This window comes from Stenotrophomonas maltophilia group sp. vghtpe118 (assembly GCF_052605195.1).
Map to the genome: position 1 here is coordinate 2,486,987 of NZ_CP199672.1, position 15,793 is coordinate 2,502,779.

Genomic DNA, 15,793 nt, shown 5'->3' on the forward strand with positions numbered 1-15,793 from the left:
CTCTCCTGGCAGGGGTGCGGCGCAACTGAGTGAGCGCGTGGGCGTTCGGCGGGCAAAACGCTCCCGGGCCACGGCCATGAGGGCCGTAGTCGGGATGGGGCGGGGGAGGAGCGGTGTTACGTGGGGGTCATGGGGCGACGATGCTGGCGGAGTCGCCCTCCTGGCCGATCAGTACGGCGTTGGCCCAGTTGGCACAGACCTGGGCGGGTTGGCTGCCCTGCGCACCCAGCGTGCGCAGGCTCAGGGTGGAAAGGCCACGGATGTCCAGCTCCGGCTTGACCACGCCGGGCGCCTTCACCAGGCCGCTGTCGTACAGCAGGCGGTTGTCGCCCCATACCTGGAACTGCAGGCCGCCGGCGTTGCGGCAGGCGTCGTCGATGCCGAGGTCGGCACGCAGCAGGTGCCAGCCGCCCTGCAGGCGCAGATCGATGCGGCTGTTGGCGCCGACCCCCAGGCCACGGCGGAACTGCAGGCCGTTCATGCGCATGCCGGCGTCGCCACGGAAGGACTGGTCGGTACGCAGCTGGCTGGCCAGCGCGGCCGGCACCGGCAGCTCGGAGAGATAGCGCTGCCGGGCCGGTCGCTCCGGTTCCTGGTGTTCGAGAATGTGGAAGGTGGACAGTGCGATCGGGCCGACGTCGCGCGGCTGCAGCGCATCGAAGGCGCGGCCACTGCCCTGTGCGGCCGTAACCATCGGATCGGTGCTGCTGGCGCCATCGCCTTCCGGGTTCTGCACGCTCAGGACGCGGAAGCGCAGCAGGCGGCCGGCATGGGCCGGGAAGTCGATGCGTTGCACGCCTTCCTTCAGCTGCAGGCGGCCACGGGCGATCGGCTCGCCCCACTCACCATTGCTGTCGCCCAGGTACACCTCGTAATCGCGCACCTGGCCGTGCTTCCAGTTCTTGTCGTTGCGCGGCGCGATGTCGATGCCATCGATCATCCTGCGCTCGCCGAAGCCGATCACCCACTCGTGCGCGCCGGTGCGCACGGCCTGGTTGCGCACGCTGCGGAACCAGGTGTTGGGATCGTCATCGAAGGCGTTCTCCAGCGCATGGCCGGGCTCCTCGGCCGGGCGGTTGACCACCAGCAGGCTGTCTGCAGGCAGTTCGCGGCCCAGCACCGGCGCGGCCGGGTAGGCATCATCGGCGGCCGCAGCGGCCACCGCGAAGTCCAGCTGCAGCTGCAGCGGCTGGCGGATGTCCTGGGCAGCGGTGCGCACATGCAGCGTGCCACGGCGCTCCCGCGCGTCGAAGTACCAGCCCTCGTTGGCGCTGTTGAAGGCGGCGGCATCGGCCAGCGCCGGCAACGCACGGCCACCGGCCTGCACTGCACGCGGCGCCTGCCGGCTGAGCACGCGCAGGCCGTAGCGGCGCTGCGCCAGCTGGCCGTTGTACTGGCCCTGCACAGCGTCGATCTGCACCTGCACCGGGCCGCTGCCCTGCGCCGGCGCCTGCACGCGGATCTGCTGCGTGCTCGACTCGCCCTGCTGGTAACGGCGCGTGTTGCCATCGTCTTCGTACAACGTGTACTGCGAGTCGCCCTGCGGGTACAGGTCGAAGGTCACTTCATCGAGCGGCTTTTCGCCATCGAACAGCATCGACGGGTACATCGGCAGGATCGCACCGGCACGCACGAACACCGGCAGCGTGGCCAGGTCCACCTGGCGGTCCAGCTGGCGGCCGTCGGCACCGGCCTGCACGCGGCGGCCGTCCCAGTAGTCGATCCACCCCCCGGCCGGCAGGTGGATGTCGCGGCGCCAGCCACGGCTGGCGGCCTGGCTGCGGTACACCGGCGCCACCAGCAGGTCGCGGCCGAGCAGGAACTGGTACTTGTAGGTCTCATCCTGTGCATGCGGGTCGCGCGGGTAGTCCCACATCAGCCCCCGCACCGGCGGTGCGCCGGTCTGCGCGGCCTCGTGCACCAACCCGTACATGTACGGGGTCAGGCGCATCTTCAACTTCAGGTAATCGCGGTTGATGCTGCGGTACGGCTCGTCGTACCACCACGGGTGCTTGCGCGCATTCGACGACCAGCCGCTCATGCCCATCAGCACCGGCGTGAACGCCTTCCACTGCAGGTCGCGGGTGAAGGTCTCGGCGCTGCCGCCGAAGATTGCATCGACGTCGCCACTGGCGTAGGCCATGCCGGACAGGCCCGAACCGACCAGGGTCGGCACGTGCCAGCGGATGTAATCCCAGCTGCTGCTCTGGTCGCCGGTCCACGCGACGGCGTAGCGCTGGATACCGGCCCAGCCCATCACCGTCCACAGGAACGGGCGCGAATCGGAGTTGTCGAGGATGCCGTTGAACGCCTGGCGGTTGGCGTCCATCGCGAACTGGTAGCCCTTGCCGGTCCAGGCCACGTCCAGCTTCTGCACGCGGCTGCCGGCCTTGCCCACTTCCCAGGCGATCTTGTCGACGCCGTTCTCGGTCCACAGGCCGGTGCGGAAGCCGTAGCCGGCGAGCCCCTTCACCGTTTCCGGCAACTGCTTGTAGCCGCAGCCGTAGCCATCATTGGGCAGGATCCAGCCACCGGGCATGTCGTGGGCGCGGTACTGCTTGGCCACGCTGTCGATCACATCCGGCGTGGTGCCGGTCGGGCCGTCGCTCCAGCCTTCGGGCACGGTGCCGGGCTTCCTGCTGTTGTCGCTGTCGTTGTAGCAGTCGGCATCGCCGTAGGACAGCGCCCAGCGCGCCACCATGTTCGGGCGGCCGGTCAGCTGGGTGTAGCGCTCGATCAGCTTGGGCAGGTCGGCGCCGACGAAGTAGTACGCGTCGAAACGGTCTTCGCGATGCAGCAGCGTGGCCTGGTCGGGCTGGCGCAGGTCGTAGCTGCCATCGCTCCACGTATTGCGCAGCATGCCCCAGCCACGGCTGCTCAGCAGCATCGGTGCAGGACTGGGGCGGTCACCCTCTTCCCAGCCGCCGGAATAGGACACTTCCAGCTCGCGGCCCTTGAACTGGTAACGGCCATTCTGCTGGCCGCCCCCGAAATAGCCCTCATCGGCCTGCGAGGACAGCACCTGCACGCTCTGCGTGGCCTCCAGGTCCAGCGGCTGCAGTTCCTGCCACAGCGCGGTGGGTTGGCCGTTGTCCAGACGTTCCAGGCGCAGGCGCAGCGGCTGCCGCTGCACATGCAGGACCAGTGCGTCGGTACGCACGCGGATTTCCTGCGCGTCTTCTTCCAGCTGCGCCTGCACGTTCGCCTTGGGCTGCGGCAGAACGATCGGTGCGGCCTTGTCGCCGGCGCCGGTCAACGTGCCGTTGCGGCCGGCCTGCACGCGGATGATGTCGGTCGCCGGCAGTTCAATGCGGATGCGCGCGCCCTTGTCGGTCTGCAGGTCCCAGCCCTGCACGCCGTCGCGGCTGGCGCTGGCGCTGACCGATCGCAGGTTGCCGACCGGCTCGGCCCGGGCCGTCATGGACGCCAGCATCAAGGCCGGCACCAGGGCCAGCATCAGCGGCGAGCGACGAACGCAGTTTTCCACGCGGACTCCCAACCCGTTCACCGGGCGTTTCGAAAGCGATTGGGCCGACTCTAGGGCAGCGATTCGAAAGATGTCAACAAATTGAAAGGAAAAAGGAAGATATATTCCATTGAAACGAAAGTTGTTGCGTCGCAATACTTTGTGTAAGCGCTTGCAGTCGCCTGTTAAGCATTGTGCGATACGGCATTTGACCCGTCCTTTCGTTTTCCTGGTTATGCCGCGGCTGGGAAAGCCACTCGGCCATTTTCTTTCTTTTTACTTTCGATGTTTGACATTTCGAAAGAAAACGCAGATGGTGCGCTGGCCCAACTGGAACCTCCGAATGGACGTCACCCTGCTTTCCGATGTGTCCGCCTGGCAGCGCCTTGGCGGAGCCGACACCGCAACCGAAATCGCCCAGCAGCCTGCGCTGTGGGAAGCACTCGCACAGGACCTGTCGCGTGCCCGCGACCGCCTGCAGGCCTTCCTTGGCGACAGCCTCAACAATTCCAACCAGCGCGTGCTGTTCACCGGCGCCGGCAGTTCCGGCTTCATCGCCGAGATGGTGGCTGACGCGATCAACGCACAGTGGCCGGCCGAGGTGCGCGTGGTGCACACCACCAGCCTGCTGACCCACCCGGCGCTGTACCTGCAGCGTGACCGCCCGACCCTGCTGGTGTCGTTCGGCCGCAGTGGCTCCAGCCCGGAAAGCGTGGCAGCGGTGGATCGCGTGCGCAGCGACGTGGACGACGCGCGCTTCCTCGATATCACCTGCAACGCCGATGGCGAACTGGCCCGCCGTGGCGCCGGTCGTGCCGATACCTGCACCCTGCTGATGCCGTCGGCCAGCTGCGATCGTGCCTTCGCCATGACCAGCAGCCTGACCTGCATGCTGCTGGCCGCACTGACGGTGTTCGATCGCTCGCCGTGGGATGCGCGCGTGGCGCGCCTGAAGCAGATCGCCGCGCTGGCCCGCGAAGGGCAGGCGCAGTGGGACGCACCAGTGGCAACGCTTGCGCAGCGCCCGTTCAACCGCGTGATCTACCTTGGCAGCGGCCCGCTGGAAGCGCTGGCCCGCGAGTGTGCACTGAAGGTGCTGGAGCTGACCGCTGGCCGCGTTCTGGCGCTGGCCAACACGCCGCTGGGCTTCCGTCACGGCCCCAAGTCGACGCTGGATGGCAACACCCTGGTGGTGGTGCTGCGCAGCGTGCAGCCGCTCGCGCGCCGCTACGAGCAGGACCTGCTGGAAGAACTGCGCCGCGATGGCGTGGCCGGGCAGGTGCTGGCGATCGGTCCGCATTCGGATATCGGCGCCGATGACGATTACACCCTCACCGTACCGGCGCTGGACGATCCGTGGCTGGCACCGGTGTGGCTGGGCTTCGCGCAGCTGTTCGCGCTGCAGCGCTCGGCCGCGCTGGGACTGACCCCGGACAACCCGTTCCCGGATGGCACCGTCAACCGCGTCGTCAAGGGCGTCACCATCCACCATGGCTGAGCTGATCGCCCACGCCTGCTACGGCATCGACATCGGCGGCACCAAGATCGAGCTGGTGGCGTGCGATGCGGCGATGCAGGTCACTTGGCGCCGCCGCGTGGCCACGCCGCAGGGCGACTACGATGGTTTCCTGCAGGCCGTGGTGACGCTGGTGGCCGAGGCCGACGCCGCGCTGGGCCGGAATGATGCGGCCATCGGCATTGCCCTGCCCGGCGTGCGTGACCGCCGCAGCGGCCGCCAGCTCAGCGCGAACGTGCCCGCACTGACCGGCCAATGCGTGGCGAAGGATCTGCAGGCGCGGCTGCAACGCTCGCTGCATTTCGGCAATGACCTGCAGTGCTTTGCCCTGTCGGAAGCGCACGGCGGCGCCGCCGATGGCTACCCCAGCATGTTCGGCGCCATCCTCGGCACCGGTGCCGGCGGTGGCTTCTGCCTGCAGGGCCGGCTGCTGTCCGGCTTCAACGGCCTGGCCGGCGAGTGGGGCCACTGGAGCGTGCCCGGCCATCTGCTGCAGCGCCATGGCCTGCCGCTGCTGGACTGCGGCTGCGGCCTGCAGGGCTGCGTGGAGCGCTATGTCTCCGGCAGTGGTGTAGCAATGATCGAACGCCATCTCGGTGGCAGCGCCGCCAACGCCAGCGCGGTGATTGCCCTGGCCGAGGCCGGCGATGCGCGCGCACGCAAGGCGCTGGACATCCATCGTGACCTGCTCGGCCACAGCCTGGCCGCGCTGGTGCTGGCGCTGGACCCCCACGTGATCGTGCTCGGCGGTGGCCTGTCGCAGTACGCGCCGCTGTACCAGCAGCTGCCGGCCGCCATCGCCGCCCATCTGTTCAATGGCGTGCAGGTCCCCCCGATCGTGCCGCCACGGTTCGGCGATGCCGGTGGCGCACGTGGTGCCGCCCTGCTCGCCTGCCAACGCTCGTTTTCCTGATCTCCGGAGCCTGACCATGTCCCCGTTGCAGACCCTGCTTGCTTCCCACCGCGCCGGCGCCAATGTCGGCCTGTACAGCGTCTGCTGCAGCAACGAGCAGGTGCTGCGCGCGGCCATGCACGTCGCCCTGGCGCATGGCACCGTGCTGCTGATCGAGGCCACCTCCAACCAGGTCGACCAGTTCGGCGGCTATACCGGCATGACCCCGCCGCAGTACCGCGACTACGTCGGTACCCTGGCCGATGAGGAAGGCTTCCCGCGCGAGCGGCTGATGCTGGGCGGCGACCACCTCGGCCCGAATGCCTGGCAGAAGCGCCCGGCGGCCGAAGCGATGACCCACGCGCGCGTGCTGATCGAAGCCTACGTAGCCGCCGGTTTCCACAAGATCCATCTGGATTGCAGCATGTCCTGCGCCGATGATCCGGTGCCGCTGCCCGATGCCATCGTCGCTGCGCGCTCGGCCGAGCTGGCCGAAATCGCCGAACGCACCGCCGCCGAACATGGCCTGCCGCCGCCGGTCTACGTGATCGGTACCGAAGTGCCGATTCCCGGAGGCGAAGCCTCGCTGGCCGAGGGCCTGCAGGTGACCACGCCGGCCGCCGCCGCGCAGACCCTGGCCATCCACCGGCAGGCCTTCGATACCCCGCAGCTGCGCGATGCATGGCAGCGTGTGATCGCGATGGTGGTCCAGCCGGGCGTGGACTTCGACCACAGCAGCGTGCACGAGTACGACTCTGCCGCTGCCAGTACGCTGGCCGATTTCCTCGAACAGCAGCCACGCATCGTGTTCGAAGCGCACTCCACCGACTACCAGCGCGAGAGCGGCCTGCACGCGCTGGTGCGCGACCACTTCGCCATCCTCAAGGTCGGGCCCGCGGCCACCTTCGCCTACCGCGAAGCGCTGTTCGCGCTGGCCGCGATCGAGGCCGAACTGCTGCCGGCGGCACAGTGCTCGCGCCTGCCGCAGGTGCTGGACGAGGTGATGGTGGCGCAGCCGAAGTACTGGCAGTCCTACTACCAGGGCGATGACGCCGCGCTGCGCCTGCTGCGCAGCTACTCCTTCAGTGACCGTTGCCGCTACTACTGGGGCGAGCCCGCGCTGGTGCAGGCGGTGCAGACCCTGTTCGCCAACCTGGAACAGCACGCGCCGCCACTGGTGCTGCTCAGCCAGTACCTGCCGGAGCAGTACCGCGCCGTGCGTGAGGGCACGCTGGCCAACACCCCCACCGCGCTGGTGCAGCACCGCATCGGCCTGTGCCTGGGCGAGTACGCGCGCGCCTGCAGCGCCAACCAGGCCGGAACCCGCATACAGAACGCACGTTCGGCTGCCGCAGTTGCTGCGAACGGCTAATCTCTACCTTTCCCCGCGAAACCGAGAATGGCCATGCGCAACACCCGCTCCCGCCGGCAACAGATCCTGCAGCTGCTGATCGAGCACGGCTCGGTGCAGGTGGCCGATCTGGTCGAGCGTTTCGGCGTGTCGGCGGTAACCATCCGTGCCGACCTGACCCACTTCGAGTCGCAGGGCCTGGCCAACCGCACCCACGGCGGCGCCACCCTGGTGCGCACGCCGCCGCAGGAACAGGACATCCATGAGAAGGACGCGCTGAACCTGCCGTTGAAGGAATCGATCGGTGCGCGCGCTGCGCGCCTGGTGCAGCCAGGCGACAACATCATCATCGATTCCGGTTCGACCACGATGACGCTGGCCCGCCACCTGCGCGCGCATCGCGATGTGACGGTGATGACCAATGGCCTGAACATCGCCTGGGAACTGGCCAATGCCGCGGGCATCACCGTGCTGCTGACCGGTGGCCTGCTGCGCCAGCAGTCGCTGTCGCTGCAGGGCAGCCAGGCCGAGGCCAGCCTCAACTCGTACAGCTTCGACACCCTGTTCCTGGGCGTGGATGGCCTGGACCTGCAGTTCGGCCTGACCACCCACGACGAGGCCGAAGCCCGCCTCAACCACCGCATGGTCGAGCGCGCGCGCCGCATCGTGGTGCTGACCGACGCCTCCAAGTTCGGCCGCGTCAGCCTGCACCGCATCGCCCGCCTCGACCAGATCCACGCCATCATCACCGACGCCGGCATCGACGACGCAACCCGCGAAGGGCTGCAGCGGCTGGGTATCGAAGTGATCATTGCCGAGCCTCCCGCATGACCGACATCCGTTCCCTGCATGGCCGCATCCTCACCCCGCTGGGCTGGCGGCGTGGCCAGGTCCACTTCGATTCACACGTGCGCCAGCTGCAGGTGGATGACCACAGTGGTGCTGACGACCTGCAGCTGCCGGTCATCCTGCCCGGCTTCATCGACCTGCATGTACACGGTGCGGCCGGGGTGGACCTGATGCAGGGCGGCGACGTGGCGCGCACCATCGCGCGCACCCATCTGCGCTTCGGCACCACCACGCTGCTGGCAACCACCATGACCGCCGGCCTGGATGAGATCGAGCACGCGCTGCAGGGGGTGGCTGCGACGATGGCGGCGCCCGATGCCGACGCCGCCCGCATCGTCGGCGTGCATCTGGAAGGACCGTTCATCAGCCCGCAGCGGCTCGGTGCACAGCCCAACCGTACGATCGAGGCGACGCTGGCGCTGGTGCAGCAACTGCACGCACTGGCGCCGATCCGGGTAATGACGCTGGCACCGGAAATCGGCGAGCACACCGCACTGATTCCGGCGCTTTCGGCGATGGGCATCCGCGTGCAGCTCGGCCACAGCGCCGGCACCTACGAGGAAGGCGTAGCCGCGCTGCAGGCCGGCGCCTCCGGCTTCACCCATCTGTTCAATGGCATGACCGGTGTCGACCATTACCGACCCGGCATCGCCGCGGCGGCGCTGGCGCATGCACAGTACGCCGAGATCATTCCCGACCTGCAGCACATCCATCCCGGCGTGATCCGCCTGGCCGCGCGCGCGATCCCACGCCTTTACGCAGTGACCGACGCGACGGCCGCCACCGGCATGCCCGATGGCGAGTACGCCCTGGGCGAACAGCGCGTGCACAAGTGCGGCGGCTGCGTGCGCCTGGCGACCGGTTCGCTGGCCGGCAGCGCGCTGACCATGGACCAGGCGCTGCGCAACCTGGTGCGTGTGGGCCTGGACTTGGCCGATGCCTCGCAGCGTGTTTCCACGTTCCCGGCCGACTACCTGGGCCTGGGCGATCGCGGCCGCATCGCGCCCGACGCCCGTGCCGACCTGGTGGTGCTGGACGCCGAACTGCGCCTGCAGCAGGTGGTGGTGAGTGGGCGCGTGGTCGATCTGAACTGACACGCGCGATGCGGCCCGGATGTCGCGCAGGCTCCCTGTAGAGCCGAGCCATGCTCGGCTCAGCGCGCGAAGCGCGGCATGGGGAACCTCGATATCGGAACGGAAAGCAGCCGAGCATGGCTCGGCTCTACAGAAAGCACTCTGCGACGAACCGCCGCCGGGCGTGGCCCGGCGCTACCACAGGAACTGCCGATGACTCCAAGCACCGCTCCGCGCTGGCCCGTACGCTACCTGCTCTTCATCGGCGGGCTGGGTGGCCTGCTGTACGGCATCGACATCGGCATCATCGCCGGCGCCCTGCCCTATCTTGAAGCAACTGCCAGCCACGCCTGGCAGCTCAGCAGCCAGCAGCTTGGCTTCGTGGTGGCCGCGGTACTGCTGGGCAGCGTGCTGTCCTCGCTGTTCGCCGGCATGATCGCCGACCTGATCGGCCGCCGCGGCGCGATGCTGCTGGCCGGCCTGCTGTTCACCGCCTCGATTCCGATCATGGCACTGGCCTCCGGCTACACGCCGCTGCTGTTGGGGCGCCTGCTGCAGGGCATCAGTGGCGGTTTGATCGGCGTAGTGATTCCGCTGTACCTGGCCGAAGTGCTCAGCCCCGAGCGACGTGGGCGCGGCGCCGCGATGTTCCAGCTGCTGCTGACCGTTGGCCTGGTGCTGGCAGCCCTGATCGGCCTGTACCACGCCCACGCCGTGGATGCCGCCGCCGAAGCCGTGCGCTCGCTGCCGCTGGCACAGCAGGCGCAGGAGCTGTTCACGGTGAAGGACCACGCCTGGCGCACCATCTTCTGGACCTGCCTGGCGCCGGGCCTGCTGTTCTGCGCGGGCATCTTCTGGCTGTCCGAATCGCCACGCTGGCTGGTACGCCGGGGCCGCATTGATGAAGCCCGCCGCAGCCTGCATCGCGTACTGCCCGCTGCCGATGTGGAGCCCACCCTTGCGCAGATCCAGGCGCCGGAATCGAGCAGCAGCGACAGCAAGCGCGATCCACTGCTCAGCCGCCGCTACGTGGTGCCATTCCTGCTCGCCTGCGTCGTGCTGGCCTGCACCCAGGCCACCGGCATCAACTCGGTGCTGGCCTACGCGGTGAACATCCTCAACCAGGCCGGCCTGTCCGGCTCGGTCGCCAACGGCGCCGATGTGGCGATCAAGCTGCTGAATGCGGTGATGACCGTGGTCGCGTTGCTGCTGGTCGACCGCAAGGGCCGCAAGTTCCTGCTGATGCTCGGCAGTGGTGGCATCTGCGTGGCCCTACTGGCCGCGGCCACGCTGTTCTTCCAGGCCGAGCGTGGCCGCGCCGATGTGCAACCGCAGCTGCAGGCGGCGGTCAGCGGCGATGGCCTGCAGCTGGTTCTGGATGACGCGCAGTGGCAGCGCCTGAGCAATGGCATCGACAGCCAGGGCCGACCGATGCAGCTGACCGTGTCGTACGCGTATGGTGACTTTACCAACGTGCGCGCCCTGCGCAGCGACAACCTGATTGATCGCGAACTGCGAATCGAGCGCGCCGGCACCGTGCAGCCCGACAGCGTCATTGGTGCGTTCTTCCGCAAACTGCACCTGAACCCGTTCGCCGACCCGGCCGGTGCCGCGCACGCGCCGCTGCGCATCGAGCAGGCGCGCATCGGCCCGGTGCCGCCGCCGGCACACGGCTGGGCCGTGGCCGCCTGCATCCTGGTGTTCGTCGCGTTCTTCGCGGTCGGCCCCGGCGTGTGCGTGTGGCTGGCGCTGTCGGAGCTGATGCCGAACCGCATCCGTTCCAATGGCATGAGCATCGCGCTGCTGATCAACCAGTTCGTGTCGACCACCATCGCCGCCATCTTCCTGCCCACGGTGGGCCACTACGGCTACGCCAGCATGTTCGTGTTCTGGGCGGCGTGCACCTTCGTGTTCTTCCTGGTAGCCGCGTTCTGGCTGCCGGAGACCAAGGGCAAGTCGCTGGAGGAGATCGAGGCACGGTTCGCCCGGTAGCAGTCGACCTTGGTCGACCTCCGCGCGCAACGCGTTGGTGTTGGCGCGCCCGTCACTGACCGGTGATGTGCTTCGCCAACGCCTGCGCCTCGGCGATGCTCGGCAATCCGCTCAGCACCATCGATTCACCGAACGGGCCTTTCACCGTCGCCACCATCAGCACGCGGCCGTCCACGCTGAGCGCCGCGCGCTGGCCCACCAGTGCTTCCGTGCCATCGTGGATGCGCTGGTGCGCTTCGTGTCGAAAGCGGATCTGCAGGCCAGGTTGCTTGTCCTGATCCAGCACGTAGCGCACATCGGCAATGTCGGCGCTGCCGGCGATCGGCGGCTCGCGCAGGGCCAGGGTTTCGCCTTGCCATTGCGCCGGCTTGCCTTTGCCGGAGGCGTCCACCGCGCTCAGGCGCACATCCACGCCAGGGCGCGGCACGTGATCCTTCCCTGCCAAGCCACCGGGCGTGGCGCCCGGCATGCAGCCGGCCAGAGTCAAGGCCACGCCCAGCAACAGCGGAAGCGCAGCCCTCACTTCAGCTTCCGCAGCTTGAATGCCACCAGCACCTGCAGCAGGCCGTACAGCAGGCTGCCGATGCCGATCCACAGCGTAGTTACCGCCACGCCGGCATATGGATTCGCCGCAAACAGCAGGCCCAGCACCACCGCCAGCACGCCGCTGAGGATCAGCAACCATTCGCCCTGGATCTGCTTGCGCACGCGGATCGCGAACACGATGCGATAGATGCCGGCCACCAGCAGCCACGCCGCCAGGAACAGCACCAGCACGCTGGCGGTGGCCAGCGGATTGATCACCGCCAGGATGCCGAAGCCCAGCGAGGCGAGGGCGTACAGCGCCAGCCAGCCGCGGGACGCGCCGCTGCCGCCATTGATCAATGCGAACAGGCTGATGACGCCCTCGATGATGGCCATCACGCCCAGCGTCCAGGCCAATGCCATGGCCGCCGACAATGGCCAGCCGATGGCGACGATGCCGAAGCCGAGAGCGACCAGGCCATACAGCAGGAGGATCCACCAGCTACGGCCAACCGCCGACAACAGGGGAGACAAGGGGGAATTCATGGCCACTCCTTCGATCCGGAACCGGGTTCATCGTAGCCGTTCGAGATGAAGGGGGAGATGACGGTGATCGTTGGCGGGTTCGTCGTGGGCCGGCGCTGCCATGGACGAAATTGCTCCGATCTCATCAATAGACAACAGCTGTCGTTCTTCTTCGCGTCGCCCGGCGCCCCATTTCGCCAGCGACGGTGAGCCGGGTGGGGCTGATGCCACTGCCATTGATCCTGGCGCGGGATCGGTCAGCAGAACAAGGCTCATCACCTCATGACCTCAAACTGCGCTGACCTTAGTGAAATCTGCGCAATTGTTGCGCCGCCCCCATCGCAGAACTCAACCTCATAGGCTTCCTCTGGCTCGGAGAGTACGGCAACTACCACCCCGAGACTGCCACGATAAATTCCCACTGAAGGAATATCCTCCAACAAGCGTACAACTTCATTGATTCTAAAATTCATATATAAATTACTTCACAAATACTACTGTCAGCCCTGGCGCATCTGATCCGAGCTTATAGATCCATCCACCTCTAACGACCCCGCGCCCTTTCGGACCTAAAACAGGAATATCGACAGCATATCGACTGCAAAAGGCCCATTCCTATTCATCCATCATTCTTTTCATTTCCAGCCTGAAAATTTCTTCCGCCGCCGAATCTCCCTCATTGTAAAGATCCCAAAAGTCAGCGGTCTGCCAGGACTTCGGCGCTATGGAAACAGCTCCACTCGGATCGAAACTGATTACCCAAGCGACCGAGAGCGTACTGTCGGACACACTAAAATCTCCAATTGGAAATAGTGCGACCGACTCTTGCGCGTCGGACCACAATACCAATCTAACTTCACCAGATGGAGAAATCATGAGTGCAAGGACCGTTACTTCAGCATCTTCGCACAACCAACCGCGCGCGCTTTCAGCGCCTGGCTTGACCACAACTTTCACTCCACCCTTCCTTTGACCTTGAAATCGATATTGAAATTGAGCTTTCCGGTAACTTTATTCATGTAGTAGTGGATTTGAGATCTTTGACCACTCGGCAGAACTATGGTTTGGGTAGTAAATTTTCCCCAGTCCTCAATTCTAGACCCATCCGAGGTGAGCTCCTTGACGACGGCCGGATTGGTGAGCTTCCCGCCTGAGATTGGAATTTCTCGCGAGGACCTTACGGCCTCCTTGGTTAGCGCGTTGCCTCCTCGCGTCAGAATTCCAGCTTCTTCATAAGCAAGTTGGGTTGAGAGCCTCAGAGCATCTGCCGGGCGGCCCGCAGCGCCCGCCCGAATAGCACTTTCGCCAACTTCTATTGCGTCGACACCAGCATTCTGCACCGACTTCAGGATCTCCTCAGACCGAAGCACACCTTGCTTGGTCGCAGTGCCGGCAATCTCCGCACCCACTTCACCAACGATCTTCGCTCCAGGCAACCGCACCGGGATCAGGAACGACGCTGCGCCGATGGCAGCACCATTGCCGTCGCCCTTGGCTACGCTGGCGATCACGGTACCAGCGGCGCCAATGTCGCCACTGAAGGTCCCCATCATCGTCCAGCCGTCACCTCCCCGGATCTTCGTTCCGCGCAGGTTGTTCAGATCATAGAATTTGAGCTGCACGTCGTCCTTGGATACGCCGGAGGACAGCAGGGATCCGATGACCTGCCTGTACAGTGCATCGTCGTTGAGCAGCTCGTTGCCATAGAGGTTGAAGTTTTTGTATTCCGCCTCCGTCGCGCCGAACCCGTATGCCCCGCCCATCTTGCTCAGGAAGTCAGTGGCTTCCAAATCAACGTTCTCGATGCCCACCAATCGGGCGACCTTTGCATCAACACGCGCGGCACCTTCCGTGGTCAGCCTGCGTACCGCCTCTGCTTCGCTGATACCTTCCTGGGCGGCGAACGGCAGCATTCATGTTGATCCACTTCACCTCATCCGGGTGCAGCTGCCGATTGAACCGGTCCCCGGTCACGGCAATGTTGGCGCCCGTGCTTCCACCCAGAGCCCCACCCACCATCGCGCTGCCCACTTCCATCAGCGACTGGTAGTCCTCCCAGCTCAGGCTGCCCTTGTTGCTCTCGAGGAATTCGGAGATCGCGATCTTGGCCTTCTCCGCACCGGCAGCACTCACCGCGCCCTTCAGTGCATCGGCCCCACCCAATGCGGCCATCGCCGCACCGGCCATGCCGTGCAGCAGCGCGCGGCCGTTGCCGCCGTCGGCCCAGAACGCCTTGCCTTCTTCGGTCTCCGCCTTCTGGCTCAGGTAGCCGCCCAAGTCGCCGACACCCTTGAACAGCAGCTGCCCGCCCAGCAGCATCACCTCGGCGCGCTCCTGCATCTTGCGCAGGTCAACGGCCGACAGCGCGCTGTTCAGGTCACCGGCAGTGGCGACGATGCTGAAGTAGCCCTGGCTGCGGATGGTGCGGTCCACCGCCAACTGGTCGTCGCTGGTCTGGCTGGCACTGGAGCTGGAGGAACCGATGCCGATGTGCAGGCTCACGCCGTCGGTGGCGTCGGAAGCCCCTGCTGCATGGCGTCGCCCACGCCAGCGGCGACATTGGCCGCTAAGGCGACATCGACGAGCTACTACATCACGATCTCAAACTGCGATGGCCGCAGTGCAACCTGTACAGTTGAGGCGCCATGCTCGTCGCAAAACTCAACCTCATAGGCCTCCTCTGGCTCGGAGAAGAGGGCAACCACTACCCCGGTACTGCCACGACAAATCTCCTCCGAAGGAATGTCTTCTAGCAGGCGCACGACATCATTTGTTTCCACAGGCATATAAACTACCTCGAAGGCGCACATCTGATCTAGTTCAGACATCATTCTCGCTCTCAATGCATCTCCCGCCTCGTCAAAAGTCCAATTCTGCGGAATGCCATGGCGAAGTGCATAGTCCAGATCACTGGCAGAAAAACTGAAGGATCGCAGCTACGTTTTACGCAAAGCCCATCATCGACACTTCAAATCAGGCTCAAATATAACCATGGCCTCTGAATTTTAGCCATAGATATCAAAGACAACGCGGACTCCCGCCTCTGAACCATCCCGTACGACCTCGCGAAAGGGGAAATGCGACCATCCCTTTACGGCAGCGGGATCATGGCAAGGTTCGTAACACACTCTAGTTGAGAGGTGCCGTCCGGCTGGAGACCATAAACCCATTACGCGTGAGCGCACAGCACCCACCAGCACTCCAAAAGTGAAAGCAAGGCTCAAGATCAATATTGATTTCAAACAGCGGTCCAGCAATATACCAAGCCAAACAATAATCAGCAGCCAACCCATAAAGCGCCTCAAGCAGGGCGTACATCTGATCTGAATCAGATACTTTGCTCGCCCTCAATGCATCTCCAACCTCATCAAAAATCCAGTGCTGCGGAATGTCTTGGCGAAGCGCAGAGTCCAGATCATCGGCCGAAACAAATATCACAATCGCACCAGCACAGATCTCGGAGATCTCTACATCACCGATCTCCCTTCATATTGACGCCTGCGCGCTCAGCCATTCACGCCCAAGCCGCACAATTCCATCTCTAGATGCAAATGATGCGAGCAAAAGATAAAAAGAGTCCTCGATCGCCCCGGATGAAACTACT

Annotated in this window: 15 protein-coding genes; 6 read left to right on the forward strand and 9 right to left on the reverse strand. The window is 65.5% G+C overall.

Annotation, left to right across the window (positions count from 1 at the left end; translation table 11 throughout):
* Nucleotides 1-127 precede the first annotated feature (127 nt).
* Nucleotides 128-3,487, reverse strand: coding sequence for a TIM-barrel domain-containing protein (locus ACUDTM_RS11425; protein ID WP_445391323.1), 3,360 nt, complete (start codon nucleotides 3,485-3,487; stop codon nucleotides 128-130).
* 322 nt (nucleotides 3,488-3,809) lie between these two features.
* Between ACUDTM_RS11425 and ACUDTM_RS11430 the strand changes: the two genes are divergently transcribed.
* The 6 genes from ACUDTM_RS11430 (at nucleotide 3,810) to ACUDTM_RS11455 (ending at nucleotide 11,139) form a co-directional block, all read left to right on the forward strand.
* Nucleotides 3,810-4,964 carry an SIS domain-containing protein gene (locus tag ACUDTM_RS11430; protein WP_188240531.1) on the forward strand — a complete coding sequence of 385 codons (1,155 nt, stop codon included), beginning with the start codon at nucleotides 3,810-3,812 and terminating at the stop codon, nucleotides 4,962-4,964.
* On the forward strand, nucleotides 4,957-5,895 hold the full coding sequence (locus ACUDTM_RS11435; protein ID WP_252745200.1) for an ROK family protein: 939 nt from the start codon (nucleotides 4,957-4,959) through the stop codon (nucleotides 5,893-5,895). Before ACUDTM_RS11430 ends, ACUDTM_RS11435 begins: the two co-directional genes overlap by 8 nt.
* 16 nt (nucleotides 5,896-5,911) lie before the next feature.
* Nucleotides 5,912-7,246, forward strand: coding sequence for a D-tagatose-bisphosphate aldolase, class II, non-catalytic subunit (locus ACUDTM_RS11440; protein WP_439426461.1), 1,335 nt, complete (start codon nucleotides 5,912-5,914; stop codon nucleotides 7,244-7,246).
* A gap of 33 nt (nucleotides 7,247-7,279) precedes the next feature.
* The gene (locus ACUDTM_RS11445) at nucleotides 7,280-8,056 is read left to right on the forward strand and encodes a DeoR family transcriptional regulator (protein ID WP_049417055.1); all 777 of its coding nucleotides are present in this window, start codon (nucleotides 7,280-7,282) and stop codon (nucleotides 8,054-8,056) included.
* The gene (gene nagA, locus ACUDTM_RS11450; RefSeq protein ID WP_445391324.1) at nucleotides 8,053-9,168 is read left to right on the forward strand and encodes an N-acetylglucosamine-6-phosphate deacetylase; all 1,116 of its coding nucleotides are present in this window, start codon (nucleotides 8,053-8,055) and stop codon (nucleotides 9,166-9,168) included. Before ACUDTM_RS11445 ends, nagA begins: the two co-directional genes overlap by 4 nt.
* A gap of 192 nt (nucleotides 9,169-9,360) precedes the next feature.
* Complete coding sequence (locus ACUDTM_RS11455) at nucleotides 9,361-11,139, forward strand: MFS transporter (RefSeq protein WP_445391325.1); 1,779 nt, start codon at nucleotides 9,361-9,363, stop codon at nucleotides 11,137-11,139.
* Nucleotides 11,140-11,191: 52 nt separating this feature from the next.
* Here the strand turns inward: ACUDTM_RS11455 and ACUDTM_RS11460 are convergent, their stop codons facing one another.
* From ACUDTM_RS11460 to ACUDTM_RS11495, 8 genes are all read right to left on the reverse strand, one after another.
* Nucleotides 11,192-11,662, reverse strand: coding sequence for a SecDF P1 head subdomain-containing protein (locus ACUDTM_RS11460; protein WP_445391326.1), 471 nt, complete (start codon nucleotides 11,660-11,662; stop codon nucleotides 11,192-11,194).
* Nucleotides 11,659-12,210 carry an HdeD family acid-resistance protein gene (locus tag ACUDTM_RS11465; RefSeq protein WP_049431885.1) on the reverse strand — a complete coding sequence of 184 codons (552 nt, stop codon included), beginning with the start codon at nucleotides 12,208-12,210 and terminating at the stop codon, nucleotides 11,659-11,661. The genes ACUDTM_RS11460 and ACUDTM_RS11465 overlap by 4 nt, the downstream gene beginning before the upstream one ends.
* A 254-nt stretch (nucleotides 12,211-12,464) precedes the next feature.
* Complete coding sequence (locus ACUDTM_RS11470; RefSeq protein WP_445391327.1) at nucleotides 12,465-12,662, reverse strand: DUF4926 domain-containing protein; 198 nt, start codon at nucleotides 12,660-12,662, stop codon at nucleotides 12,465-12,467.
* Nucleotides 12,663-12,804: 142 nt separating this feature from the next.
* Nucleotides 12,805-13,146 carry a hypothetical protein gene (locus tag ACUDTM_RS11475; protein WP_143592513.1) on the reverse strand — a complete coding sequence of 114 codons (342 nt, stop codon included), beginning with the start codon at nucleotides 13,144-13,146 and terminating at the stop codon, nucleotides 12,805-12,807.
* Nucleotides 13,143-14,102: a hypothetical protein gene (locus ACUDTM_RS11480; RefSeq protein ID WP_445391328.1), complete on the reverse strand. Its 960-nt coding sequence runs from the start codon at nucleotides 14,100-14,102 to the stop codon at nucleotides 13,143-13,145. The genes ACUDTM_RS11475 and ACUDTM_RS11480 overlap by 4 nt, the downstream gene beginning before the upstream one ends.
* Nucleotides 14,020-14,691: a hypothetical protein gene (locus ACUDTM_RS11485; protein ID WP_227837138.1), complete on the reverse strand. Its 672-nt coding sequence runs from the start codon at nucleotides 14,689-14,691 to the stop codon at nucleotides 14,020-14,022. The genes ACUDTM_RS11480 and ACUDTM_RS11485 overlap by 83 nt, the downstream gene beginning before the upstream one ends.
* Before the next feature lie 86 nt (nucleotides 14,692-14,777).
* Nucleotides 14,778-15,020, reverse strand: a complete 243-nt coding sequence (locus ACUDTM_RS11490; RefSeq protein ID WP_198422618.1) for a DUF4926 domain-containing protein — start codon at nucleotides 15,018-15,020, stop codon at nucleotides 14,778-14,780.
* A gap of 298 nt (nucleotides 15,021-15,318) precedes the next feature.
* The gene (locus tag ACUDTM_RS11495; RefSeq protein WP_143592512.1) at nucleotides 15,319-15,627 is read right to left on the reverse strand and encodes a hypothetical protein; all 309 of its coding nucleotides are present in this window, start codon (nucleotides 15,625-15,627) and stop codon (nucleotides 15,319-15,321) included.
* Between the last annotated feature and the right edge of the window lie 166 nt (nucleotides 15,628-15,793).